The organism is Saccharopolyspora sp. MMCC62, from assembly GCF_057736575.1.
Genome location: NZ_JBYKCM010000006.1, coordinates 393,230 through 405,177, shown reverse-complemented (window position 1 = coordinate 405,177; position 11,948 = coordinate 393,230). Strand labels below are relative to the sequence as shown.

At 73.0% G+C, this 11,948-nt stretch carries 11 protein-coding genes; 3 read left to right on the top strand and 8 right to left on the bottom strand.

Annotated elements, in window-relative coordinates; genetic code table 11:
• Positions 1-8: 8 nt before the first annotated feature.
• The 7 genes from AC29IT_RS17295 to AC29IT_RS17265 form a co-directional block, all read right to left on the bottom strand.
• Positions 9-1,364 carry an MFS transporter gene (locus tag AC29IT_RS17295; protein WP_488219409.1) on the bottom strand — a complete coding sequence of 452 codons (1,356 nt, stop codon included), beginning with the start codon at positions 1,362-1,364 and terminating at the stop codon, positions 9-11.
• Positions 1,365-1,408: 44 nt separating this feature from the next.
• Positions 1,409-2,416, bottom strand: a complete 1,008-nt coding sequence (locus AC29IT_RS17290; RefSeq protein WP_358435714.1) for a VOC family protein — start codon at positions 2,414-2,416, stop codon at positions 1,409-1,411.
• Between the two features lie 21 nt (positions 2,417-2,437).
• Complete coding sequence (locus AC29IT_RS17285) at positions 2,438-3,823, bottom strand: MFS transporter (RefSeq protein ID WP_358435712.1); 1,386 nt, start codon at positions 3,821-3,823, stop codon at positions 2,438-2,440.
• 46 nt (positions 3,824-3,869) lie between these two features.
• A complete protein-coding gene (locus AC29IT_RS17280) occupies positions 3,870-4,784 on the bottom strand; it encodes an amidohydrolase family protein (protein WP_488219408.1) in 915 nt (304 codons plus the stop codon).
• 68 nt (positions 4,785-4,852) lie between these two features.
• Positions 4,853-5,536 (bottom strand): 4-carboxy-4-hydroxy-2-oxoadipate aldolase/oxaloacetate decarboxylase, encoded by a 684-nt coding sequence (ligK, locus tag AC29IT_RS17275; RefSeq protein ID WP_488219407.1) that lies wholly within the window; start codon positions 5,534-5,536, stop codon positions 4,853-4,855.
• A gap of 16 nt (positions 5,537-5,552) precedes the next feature.
• The gene (locus AC29IT_RS17270) at positions 5,553-6,578 is read right to left on the bottom strand and encodes an amidohydrolase family protein (RefSeq protein ID WP_488219406.1); all 1,026 of its coding nucleotides are present in this window, start codon (positions 6,576-6,578) and stop codon (positions 5,553-5,555) included.
• Positions 6,575-7,753 carry a 4-oxalomesaconate tautomerase gene (locus AC29IT_RS17265; RefSeq protein ID WP_488219405.1) on the bottom strand — a complete coding sequence of 393 codons (1,179 nt, stop codon included), beginning with the start codon at positions 7,751-7,753 and terminating at the stop codon, positions 6,575-6,577. Before AC29IT_RS17265 ends, AC29IT_RS17270 begins: the two co-directional genes overlap by 4 nt.
• A 253-nt stretch (positions 7,754-8,006) precedes the next feature.
• On the opposite strand from AC29IT_RS17265, the gene AC29IT_RS17260 reads away from it, so the two are divergent.
• On the top strand, positions 8,007-9,530 hold the full coding sequence (locus AC29IT_RS17260; RefSeq protein ID WP_488219404.1) for a sugar porter family MFS transporter: 1,524 nt from the start codon (positions 8,007-8,009) through the stop codon (positions 9,528-9,530).
• A 15-nt stretch (positions 9,531-9,545) separates the two neighbouring features.
• On the opposite strand, the gene AC29IT_RS17255 is transcribed toward AC29IT_RS17260, so the two are convergent.
• Positions 9,546-10,112 (bottom strand): TetR/AcrR family transcriptional regulator, encoded by a 567-nt coding sequence (locus AC29IT_RS17255; protein ID WP_488219403.1) that lies wholly within the window; start codon positions 10,110-10,112, stop codon positions 9,546-9,548.
• A gap of 166 nt (positions 10,113-10,278) precedes the next feature.
• Here AC29IT_RS17255 and AC29IT_RS17250 point away from each other — a divergent pair, with 166 nt between their 5' ends.
• Both AC29IT_RS17250 and AC29IT_RS17245 read left to right on the top strand, forming a co-directional pair.
• On the top strand, positions 10,279-11,226 hold the full coding sequence (locus tag AC29IT_RS17250; RefSeq protein ID WP_488219402.1) for a TIGR03564 family F420-dependent LLM class oxidoreductase: 948 nt from the start codon (positions 10,279-10,281) through the stop codon (positions 11,224-11,226).
• Positions 11,227-11,294: 68 nt separating this feature from the next.
• Positions 11,295-11,942, top strand: a complete 648-nt coding sequence (locus tag AC29IT_RS17245) for an MBL fold metallo-hydrolase (RefSeq protein ID WP_488219401.1) — start codon at positions 11,295-11,297, stop codon at positions 11,940-11,942.
• The last annotated feature ends 6 nt before the right edge of the window (positions 11,943-11,948 follow it).

Genomic DNA, 11,948 nt, shown 5'->3' with positions numbered 1-11,948 from the left:
CACCGATTCTAACCACCGGCCTCGGACGCCTGCCCCGAGGAGCTCCGGGAGCGGACCCGGATGGTCGAGCTCGCCAGGGCCATCATCACGGCGCCGAACAGGCCGGTCACCGCGAACGCGGTGAATCCGAGGTCGGCGCGGCCCGCGGCGAGCAGCGCGCCGCCGAGCCACGGCCCGAACACCGCGCCGAACCGGCCCATCCCGGCGACCCAGCCCAGCGCGGTGTCCCGATCGCCCGCGTCGTGGTGCGCACCGACGGCCGCGTAGACCATGCTCTGCCCGCTGAACAGCAGCAGCCCGGCGACGAACACCACCGCGTAGAGCACCGCCACCGGCAGGTGCACGCCCAGCACGTACACGAACACCGCGGTCAGCGCGAACCAGACGACCACGATCCGCCGCGCCCCGACCAGGTCGGCGAGGCGGCCCGCCACCAGCATGCCGACGATGCCGCCGACGTTGAGCGCGGTGGAGAACAGCAGCGCGTCACCGGTCTCGTAGCCGAGATCGCCCATGATCTTCGGCAGCCACTGCCCCACCCCGTACACGAGCATCAGCCCGGCGAACGAGGTGAGCCAGAACAGCAGCGTCACCGGCCACCGCCCGCCGCTGAACAGCGCCCGCAGGCCCGCCCAGCGGTCCGGCCGCTCGGGCGCGGGCGCGGCGGGGGCGATCCCGTGCCGCGCCGAGACCGCGGCCGCCGCTTCCGGCCTGCCCCGCGCGGCCAGGATCGCCGGGGACTCCGGCAGCAGCCGGACCGCCACCGGCAGCAGCACCACCGCGGGCACCGCGCCGGCGACGAACACCCAGCGCCACCCGGCGGTGTCGACCAGCACCAGCGCGATGAGCGGCGCGAGCGCCCCTCCAGCCTGGTGCGCGGTCATGATCACCCCGGTGGCCAGCGCCCGGCGGCTCCCCGGCCAGAACTCCATGCCGTAGGCGATGGCGATCGGCAGCAGCGCGCCGAGCCCGAACCCGCACAGCAGCCGGCAGAACCCGAACACGGCGGCGCTGCCCGCCAGCCCGGAACCGAGGGTGGCCAGGGTGAACAGCGCCACCGAGGCGAACACCGCCGGGCGGCGGCCGACCCAGCGGGTGGCGGTACCGGACAGGATCGTGCCGATGAGCATGCCGAAGGTGGTGGCGCTGCCGATCTCGCCCGCGGTGGCGTCGGTGAGCCCGAGGTGCCCGGCACCGATCATCTCGGGCAGCACCGAGCCGTAGACGAAGGTGTCGATGCCGTCGAGCAGCACCAGCGCCCAGCACAGCGCGATGACGATCGCGCGGCGCCGGGCGGTCGGGTCGGTCGCGCCGGGCGGGTCGGACGGGCCGGTCGGGTCGGTCGGGGGTGTGGTCCGGTTCATGGCGGGCTCCTCGTTGAGCTGTGCGCTGCCGAACGAACGACCGGTCAGTCGACCGGCGGAGTGCCGTGGGTGTGGAAGGACTCGATGGTCTGCAGGCCCCAGGCCTGCCCCTTCGCTCGTTCCCGCTCGGTCCAGGTGATCAGCGGCCAGTCGGGGGCGAGCACCAGGCGGGTGAGCGGGTTGCACAGCTCGACGCGGTTGCCGCCGGGCTCGTAGACGTAGAGGAAGAAGGTCTGCTGGATGGCGTGCTTGTGCGGCCCGGTCTCGATGAACACGCCGGTGTCGACGGCGAGGTCGGCGGCGCGCAGCACGTCCTCGCGAGTGTCGGTGGCGAAGGCGATGTGGTGCAGCCGGCCCGAGGAGCCGGTGCGGTCCTTGGTGTGCACCAGGTCGTAGGACTTCTGGGTGAAGGTCTGCCAGCGGGCGGCGATCTCGCCGTCGTCCAGCCGGATCTGCTCGGTCGGGCGGGCACCGAGCACGTCGACGAGGAAGCCGCTGGCCTGCGCGACGTCGGCGGCGAGGTAGTTGACGTGGTCGAGCCTGCGGACTCCGACGCCACGACCGGGTTTGGCCTGCGGCTGGTTCTTCAGCGCCGGGGCGAGTTCCGCGGGCGCTTCGTACCAGGACGTCTCGTGGTAGAGCGCGATCTCGTGCCCGTCCGGGTCGACCGTGGTCCACAGCGGACCGATCCCGGGTTCGTCGCGCACCCAGCGCCCGCTGCCGCCCGCGGCCTGCACGGCGGTCTTGCGGCGGTCCAGCGCCTCGGCCGAGGAGCAGCGCAGCGCGGTGCGCCCGACGCCGGGCCGGTCGCGGCGGGTCACCACCAGGCTGTGGTGCTCGTAGTCGTCCCAGGTGCGCAGGTAGGTGTGGTCCCCGTCCTGCGCGGTGGCGGTGAGCCCGAGGAACTCGGTGCAGAAGGCGACCGTGTCCGCGGGGCACGGGGTGAACAGCTGCACGTGCCCGAGGTGGGCGATGTCGCCGAGCGGCGGCCGGGTGGGCGTGTCGGCGGCCATCCGCTCGAGGGTGGTGAGGTGCTCCGGTACGGGGTGCATGCGGCCTCTCCTCCGAAGGGTTCAGCGACCGGCGGCGGGTTCCGGTTCCGCCGACTCGGCTCGCAGCCGGATCTTGCGGGTGGCAGGGCCGAACAGCGCCAGCGCGAGCGCGCCCACCACCCAGGTTCCTGCGATGAAGTAGAAGACGGTCCGGTACCCGTACCCGCTGTAGAGCGCGGCGATGATCAGCGGCCCGAACGCGTTGGACAGCCGTCCGAGCCCGTAGGAGACCGAGGTGCCCAGCGAGCGGCCCGCCGTGTCGTAGAGCTCCGGCGAGTAGGCGTAGGCCAGCGAGGTGTAGCCGCGTTCGAACAGGTTCACCAGGAAGCCGAACACCACGACCAGCACCGGCAGGAACGTCAACCCGTACAGCAGCCCGGAACCGGCGATGATCAGGCCGAACACCACCAGCGCCCACTTCCGCTCGACCCGGTCGGTGACCTGCGCGGCGAGGAAGGACCCGAGCGGTGCGCCGACGGTGGTGAGCGCGACGAAGAAGATGGAGTCCTCCACGCTGACGCCCTCGGCGGCCAGCAGGGTCGGCGCCCACGAGGAGAAGCCGAAGAACCCGATGGTCTGGGTGATCCACAGCACCGACAGCAGCAGGGTCGGGAACAGGAACCGGCGCTGCTTGAGCAGGCGCAGCCCCGGTTTCGCGGCGGGCGCGACCGCGACCGGTTCGACGGCGGCGGGCAGGGCGCCGTGCTCGGCCGACGCCGCGTCCTCCAGGCCCCGCAGCACCGCGTCGGCCTCCTCGTGGCGGCCGCGGGTTTCCAGCCACTGCGGGGATTCGACGAGCCTGCGCAGGAAGAACAGGAACAGCACGCCCAGCGCGCCCCACAGGTACACCAGCCGCCAGGTCTGCTCCCCCATCGGCACGACCAGCGCGGCGATCAGGTTGGTGACCGGGGTGCCGCAGATGCCGATCATGATCACGTAGGCCTGGAACTTGCCGCGCTTCGCCCGCGGGAACAGCTCGTTGAGGTACACGACCGCGACGACGGTCATCGCGGCGAGCCCGGCGCTGGTCAGCACGCGGAACACGCCCATCGAGGCGATGTCCCAGGCGAACACCGTCGCCAGCGACCACACCGAGAACCACACCGTGGTCAGCGTCAGCGTCCGCTTCCGGCCCAGCCGGTCGGCCATCCCGCCGGCCACGACCGAGCCGAGGAACATGCCGACGAACGACAGCGAGGTCACGTAGGCGATGTGGCCGACGTCGGCGCCCCACTGCTCGCGGACCTTCGGCGCGGTGATGGCGAAGGTGTTGATGTCGGCGAACTCGAAGAAGTACGCGAACGCCAGCGCGGCGATCGTGGTCCGGTGGAATCGGGAGATCGGCAACCGGTCGAGCCGGTTCGCCGCGTTCGCGGACCGTTCGTCGCCGTTGACGGGGTGCTGCACTGCGGTCTCCTCGGGGCGGGACCGGGCTTCGTCGCCCGGCCGTGGATCAGGCCTGCTCGTCCGGCCAGTAGAGGCGCATCGGGTTGTCCACCAGCAGCGCCTGCCGCTGCTGCGGGGTGACCGCGATGTGCGGGACGTGGTCGAGCAGCAGCCCGTCGTCGGGCATGTGGTCGGTGAGGTTCGGGTGCGGCCAGTCGGTGCCCCACAGGACGCGGTCCGGGAAGGCCTCGACGGCGCGGCGTGCGAAGGGCACCACGTCGGCGTAGGCGTTGCGCTCGCCGTCGAGCGCGGGCGGGCCGGTGCGGGACAGGCGTTCCGGACAGGAGACCTTGACCCACGCGCGGTGGCGGTCCGCGAAGTCCAGGAACCGGCCGAACTCCGGGCCGTCCGGGTCCTGCTCGACGTCGGGCCGGCCCAGGTGGTCGATCACGATCGGCACCGGCAGGCCTGCCGCGAGCTCGTCGACGTCGGGCAGGTCGCGGGCTTCGAAGTAGAGCACCACGTGCCAGCCCAGCGGCGCGATCTTCTCGGCGATGGCGCGCAGCGTCCGGGTGGGCGCGGTGTCGACCAGCCGCTTGACGAAGTTGAACCGCACCCCGCGGACGCCGGCCTCGTGCAACCGGTCCAGCTCCGCCGGGGTGATGTCACCGTCCACTGAGGACACCCCGCGGGCCCGGCCGCCGGAGGCCCGCAGCGCGTCGACCAGCGCGCTGTTGTCGGTGCCGTGGCAGGTGGCCTGCACGATCACGTTGCGGGCCAGGCCGAGGTGGTCGCGCAGCGCGAACAGCTGCTCCTTGCCCGCGTCGACCGGGGTGTACTTGCGCTCGGCGGCGAACGGGAACCGCGCGGCGGGACCGAACACGTGGCAGTGCGCGTCGACCGAGCCCGCGGGCGGGGTGAACGCCGGGGCGCTCGGTTCCGGGTGCCAGGGCAGCCACCCCGGGGTGACTTCGGTGCTCATGGGTTCTCCTCCTGCCGCCGGGGCGGCGTGCGTCGGTGCACGGGACCGCCGGTTCGCGTTCCGGGAGCTCAGTCCCGGTAGGTCAGTCCCATGGCCGCCAGCTTCGGGCGCATGTCGTAGAGGTCCAAGCCGAGCTCTCCCTCCTGGAACCGCGCGCGCTTGCCCGCCTCACCGGCCTCCCGCTTCGCGGCGGCCGCCGCCACCTCCGGCGCCTTCGCCGCGGGCACCACGACCACGCCGTCGGTGTCCGCCACGATGACGTCGCCCGGTTCGACCAGCGCGTTGGCCACCACGACGGGCACGTTCACCGAGCCGAGGGTCGCCTTGACGGTGCCCTTCGCGTTGATGGCGCGGGAGAACACCGGGAAGTCCATGGCGCGCAGCTCGTCCACGTCGCGGCAGCCGCCGTCGATGACGAGCCCCCGCGCACCGCGGGCGCGCAGCGAGGTGGCGAGCAGTTCGCCGAAGAACCCGTCCTCGCACTCGGTGGTGCACCCGGCGACCAGCACGTCGCCCTCCTGCACCTGCTCGGCGGCGACGTGCAGCATCCAGTTGTCCCCGGGCTGCAGCAGCGCGGTGACCGCGGTGCCGCAGACCTTCGCCCCCTCGTAGACGGGGCGGATGTAGGGGCGCAGCAGGCCGACCCGGCCCAGCGCCTCGTGCACCGTGGCGACGCCGAACTCCGCGAGGGCTTCGACGGCGTCGCGATCGGCGCGCTGGACGGTCCGGTGGACGATTCCCAATTCGTGCACGGTGCTCCTTCGGGGTTCAGCGGCCTTGCGCGGTCAGGCGCGCGTCCAGCCGGGGGTAGGCGCGGCGGGCGTTGCGCTCCTCGATCGCGGCGAGGGAATCGGTGGGGAGCCCGGCCTTCTCGACGTAGCGGCGGGTGTCGTCGAAGTGGTGCCCGGTGCGGGGATCGACGCCGCGCACCGCGCCGACCATCTCCGAGGCGAACAGCACCGACTCGTGCGGGATCACGTCCAGCAGCAGGTCGATGCCCGGCTGGTGGTAGACGCAGGTGTCGAAGAAGACGTTGCCCAGCAACGATTCCTCCGGTTCCGGCTTGCCCAGCGCCTGCGCGAGCCCGCGGAACCGGCCCCAGTGGTAGGGCACCGCACCGCCACCGTGCGGGATCACCAGGCGCAGCTCGGGGAAGTCGGCGAACAGGTCGCCCTGCAGCAGCTGCATGAACGCGGTGGTGTCGGCGTTGAGGTAGTGCGCGCCGGTGGTGTGGAACGCCGCGTTGCAGCTGGTGGACACGTGCACCATGGCGGGCACGTCCAGCTCGACGAGCTTCTCCCACACCGGGTACCAGTGCCGGTCGGTCAGCGGCGGCGCGGTCCAGTGCCCGCCGGAGGGGTCGGGGTTGATGTTCACCGCGACCGCGCCCAGCTCGCGCACCACCCGCTCCAGCTCGGGCAGGGTCGTCGCCGGATCCACCCCGGGCGACTGCGGCAGCATCGCGCCGGGCGCGAACCGCTCCGGGTAGAGCTCCGAGACCCGGTGGCACAGGTCGTTGCAGATGCGCGCCCACGCCGCGGAGGTCGCGAAGTCCCCGACGTGGTGCGCCATGAACGAGGCGCGCGGCGAGAACACGGTGACGTCGATGCCGCGCTCGTCCATCTGCCGCAGCTGGTGGGCTTCGAGGGATTCGCGGATCTCGTCGTCGCCGATGACCGGGCCGGCCGGGTCGGGCCGCAGCGCCGGATCGGCCAGCCCGGCGACCTGCGCGTCGCGCCAGCGGCCCAGCGGCTCGGGGGCGGTGGTGTAGTGGCCGTGCACGTCGATGATCACGCGGAACGCTCCTCGGCAGCGGGATTCCAGAGGGCGGCGGGCACGAGGACCTCGCCGGACATCAGCAGGCGGGCGGTGCGCAGCAACCCGGATCGCAGCACCCGCCCCGGTTCGGCGGGGTCGAGCCCGAGGGCGACGCTGAACTCGCCGGACGGGTGCTCCACCGAGACGGTCGGTTCGGTGCCGCGGACCTCGGCGGCGACCTCGCGGGCGACGCTGCCCTCCAGCACGCACGCGGTGGCGGCGGTGACCGCGGCCAGCACGCCGATGGAGCGGTGCGCGACCCGCGGGATGAGGCTGCGGGTGGACAGGTCGCCGCCGTGCCGGGGCGGTGCGACCAGCGTCATCTTCGGGTAGTTCTTCGCCTCGACGTCGCCGAGCCCCATCGCGCGGCCGCAGACCAGCCGCAGCGCCTCGACCTTCGCCTTGAGCTCCGCGTCGCCGTCGATCTCGGCGGGGTCCTCGTAGCCGGTCGCGCCGAGCCGGTCCGCGCGGACGACCACCAGCGGCTGCCCGTTGTCGATCAACGTCACGTCCACCGCGCCGAGGCCGGGGACGTCGACGGTGTCGCGCGGGTTCCCGGTCGGCAGCAGCGATCCGGCGACCGAGCCCGCGGTGTCCAGGAACCCGATCTCGACGGGGGCGGCGGTGCCCGGGACGCCGTCGATGCGCGCCTCGCCCGCGTACTCGACGTGCCTGGTCCCGTCCGGTCCGGCGGGGGTGCGGACGGTGATCTCGGCGACCATGCCGGTGTTGCGGGTGAGCACGCGGGCGGTGGTGCGGTCGGCGTCCGGGACGACCATGCCGGTCTCGACGGCGAACGGGAGCACTGCGGCGAGCATGTTCCCGCAGTTCGCGGTCGTGTCGACGCTGCTCCCACCCGGCTGCACCTGGCCGAAGGTCCACTCCACGTCGACGCCGGGCCGGTCGCCCGGGCGCACGATCCCGATCTTGCTGGTGAGCGGGTGCGCTCCCCCGATGCCGTCGATCTGCCGGTCATCGGGCGAGCCGAGCGCGGCCAGCAGCACGGCGTCGCGGGTGGGGACGTCGGCGGGCAGCGCCCGCTCGTCGAAGAACGGGCCGCGCGAGGTGCCGCCCCGCAGGAACAGGCACGGGATCGCGGTCTGCGCACCGCGGCGGTGCGAGCGCGCGGCCGGGCCGGCGTCGGCGGGCATGGCATTCCTCCTCCGGGGCGCCGCGAGTGCGGCGCCCGCCGTGGTCATGCCGAGGAATCTAAACTATGAACACGATTGTTAACAATCCCTTCGACAAAATCGGGCGTCGATCCGGGCTCCCGCCACCGGGCGCCCGACGAGGCCGCCGGCCCGGCCCGCGCTCCGGCACCAGCGCGCTTCCAGCGCTGCGACCAGCGGCGGGGCGCCATAGCATCGCACCGCCACGGCCCTCCAGCGCCTGCGAGGAGTGCGGATGCCCGAACACCACGGCGACTCCGACGAACCGGAGCTCGCGGGCTTCGACCACGAGCCGGAACTGTCGGCGGCGGAGCGGGAACTGCGGGGCGTGCCCACCGAGACCCCGTCCGGCGACCCGATCCGGAACGTGTACTACGTGGCCTTCGTCGCCGCGCTGGGCGGGCTGCTGTACGGCTACGACACCGGGGTCATCTCCGGCACCCTGATGCAGATCACCCAGGACTTCGGGATCACCGAGTCCTACCGGCTGTTCGGCGCCACCCTCCCCAGCCACACCATCCAGGAGATGATCACCGCCTCGATCCTGGTGGGCGCGGTGATCGGCGCGCTCGGCGCGGGATCGTTCGCCAGCAGGTTCGGCCGCCGGTCGACGATCATCACCGTCGCGGTGATCTTCGGCGGCGGCGTGGTGCTGGCCGGGCTCTCCCCCGAACCGCTCACGCTGATCGGCAGCAGGCTGCTGCTGGGCCTGGCGGTCGGCGGCTGCACCCAGACCATTCCCACCTACATCGCCGAGCTGTCCCCGCCGGAGCGGCGCGGCGGGTTCGTGACCTTCTTCAACGTCGCCATCGGCATCGGCATCCTCGCCGCGGCGCTGGTCAACGTGGTGTTCCGCGAGGTCGCCTGGCACTGGAAGATCATGATCGCGGTCGTGCCCGCGGTCCTGCTGATCCTCGGCATGCTGCGAGCCCCGGAGAGCCCGCGCTGGCTGGTGCACCGCGACCACACCGGCGCGGCGCGGATGGTGCTGCGGTGGGTCCGGCCCGACGGCGCCACCGCCGACCGCGAGGTGCGGGAGATCGAGCACGTGCTGCAGCGGGAGAACGAGGCCCGCGGCGGCCCGTGGTCGGCGCTCGGCGAGAAGTGGCTGCGCCCGGCACTGGTCGCGGGCCTGGCGGTGGCGATCTTCACCCAGATCACCGGGCTGGAGATGATGATCTACTACACGCCGGTCATCCTCACCATGGTCGGCTTCTCGTCGGGGTTCTCGCTGTGGGCCAACGTCGGAGTCGGGATCGTGTACGTGGTGATGACGCTGGTCGGCAAGCTGGTCGTCGACCGGATCGGCCGCCGCAGCCTGATGCTGGCCATGCTGCCCGGGTCGGCGATCTCCATCGCGCTGTTCGGCCTGCTGTTCCTGGTGTCCGGACAGCGGCCGAACCCGTGGCTCGCGCTGGTGCTGCTGCTGGCGTTCATGTTCTTCCAGGCCGGCGGCATCCAAGTGGTGGGCTGGCTGATCGGCTCGGAGATCTACCCGCTGCGGATCCGGCCCGCCGCGACCGGACTGCACGCCGCGGCGCTGTGGGGCTCGAACCTGCTGGTCACCTCGACCGCGCTCACGCTCGTCAACGCGCTCACCCTGGGCGGGGCGATGCTGGTCTACGCCGCGCTGAACGTGCTCGCCTGGGTCGTCGTGCTGTTCCGCGTGCCCGAGACGAAGGGGCGGTCGCTGGAGACCATCGAGCGCAGCCTCAACCGCGGCACCTTCCTGCCCGAACCGGTGCGGCAGAGGTCCTGACGCAGCCGCGCGGTTTCACCAGGTGCTCGCCGCGGCGCGCAGCTCCCCGAAAACCGAGCGAAGGTGGTGGCCGAGCCCACGCCGCTGCGGGTCGGCCAGCCAGTCCGCCGACGCGAGCTGGTAGGCGGACACGGCAGCCGAGGCGGTCAGCTCGGCGGCGGGCCCGGCGGACCCCCTGCCCCGGAGCGCTCCGGCCAGCGCGGCGCAGAAGGCCGCCATCTTGGCCAGCTCGCGCTCCTGCAGCTCGGCCCGGGAGTCGATGATCCGCCTGCGCTGCTGCGCCGTCTCGCGCCGCTGGTCGAACCAGTCGGTGGTCTCCAGCAGGGCGTCGACGACGACGTCCAGCGCGGACCGGTCCGAGGGTGCCGCGCCGATCGCCTCGACGAGCCCGGCGAGGAACCCGTCCTGGGACGGGAAGAGCACTTCGCGCTTGTCGGCGAAGTGGTTGTAGAAGGTGCGTTCGGTCAGCCCGGCGCGTTCGGCGATCTCGGCGACGGTGGCGCGCTCGTAGCCGCGCTCGGCGAACAGCTCGATCGCGGCGGCTTGCAATCGTTCCTGCGCTCGTCCCGGCCACCTGCCCATGTCCGCAGCCTAGTCGATTGCAGGGACTGCAATCGACGCTGTAGGCTCATTTCAGTCTCTGCAATCACCTGGTCGGTCCCACCGGCCCCGGGCGGGCGGCGGCGCCCACCGAGCGCCCGTCCGCGCAGTCCGGCGGGCGATCCGACCGAGCTCAAGGAGCCGCGACATGACCACCGCAGCAGGCCGGACCGGGGTGTTCTTCGGCGGAACGTCCGCCGCCGAACCCGGCATGGCGAACCTCGTCGACCGCGCCGGAGAACTGGCGCACGAGGCGGCCGCGGCGGGCGTGCGCACGATGTGGTTCGGGCAGGGCCTCGACTACGACGCGATCCAGCTCGCGGCGCTCGTGGGCCAGGCCGAACCCCGCATCCACGTCGGCACCGCCGTCGTGCCGATGTACCCGCGCCACCCCCTGCTCGTCGCGGCGGCGGCGAAGACCGCGCAGGCCGCCACCGGCGGACGCTTCCGGCTCGGCCTCGGACTCGGCGCGCGCACCGCGCTGGAACCGGTGTTCGGCCTGCCGTACCCGCCGCAGATCCGGCACCTGCGCGAACACCTCGCCGCCCTCCGGCCGCTGCTCGACGGCGACGATTCCCCCTTCGACGGGGAGACCCTCGTGTCCCGGCCGATCACTCCGACGTCCGTGGCCGGAGCCGCACCGCGGATCCCGGTCCTGGTGGCCGCGATGGGACCGCGGGCGCTCGCCGCCGCCGGTGAGCTCGCCGACGGCACGATGCCGTTCCTCGCCGGACCGCGAACCCTCGCCGAACGGATCGTCCCCGCCATCACCGCGGCCGCCGCGGCGGCGGGACGACCGGCCCCGCGGATCGTGGCCGGCGTGCCCGCGGTGGTGACCGACGACGTGGCCGCCGCCCGCGCCCGCGCGGCGGAGGTGCTCGGCTTCTACGACGGCATTCCCTCCTACCGGCAGGTCATCGCGGCCGAGGGGAGGGCGAGCGCGGCCGACCTCCTGCTCGCCGGGGACGAGGACGCCGTCGCCGCCGGGCTGCGCCGCTACCTCGACGCCGGGGCCACCGAACTGATGCTCACCCACACCGACCTGCTGGACGCGGAGTCCCGCGCCCGGGCCTGGGCGCTCGCCGGACGGCTGTGAACCGCGGCGACGCCCGCGACCGACCACCCCGCCCTCCCGGGCCTCCCACGACGAAAGGAAGAACGACCATGCCGACCCTCGACTCCCCCATCGCCGGGCTGCGGGCCACCAGCACCGCGCGACTGCCGTTCCAGCACAACGTGCTGCTGCGCTCGTTCCTGCTGGAACGGCCCGCGGGCACCGTGGCCGTGTACAACTCGCCCGGGCTCACCGCGGACGCGGCGGCCATCGCCGAGCACGGCGGAGCCGACCGGCTGCTGATCAACCACGAGCACGAGGGCATGTACGGCGACCCCGGCCTCGACGTGCCGGTGTTCGTCCACGAGCGCGACCGCGCCGCGACCGCCCGGCAGATGCGCGTCACCGGCACCTTCGGCGAGCGGCGGATGCTCGCCGACGACATCGAGGCGATCCCCGTCCCGGGGCACACCGCAGGCACCACCTGCTACCTCTGGGACAGCGGGGACCACCGCTTCCTGTTCACCGGCGACTTCATCTGGATCGAGGACGGGGAGTGGAAGGCCGTGGTGCTGGACCGGGGACTGCGCCAGGACTACCTGGCCAGCCTCGCCCTGGTCCGCGAGCTGGACTTCGACGTGCTGGTGCCGTGGGGCGTCACCGAAGGCGACGGCTGCGTCGCCCGGACGGACCGGTCGGACGCGCGGCAGCGGATCGACGCGATCATCGCGCGGGTCGAGGCGGGCGGCACCCGCTAGCGCCCG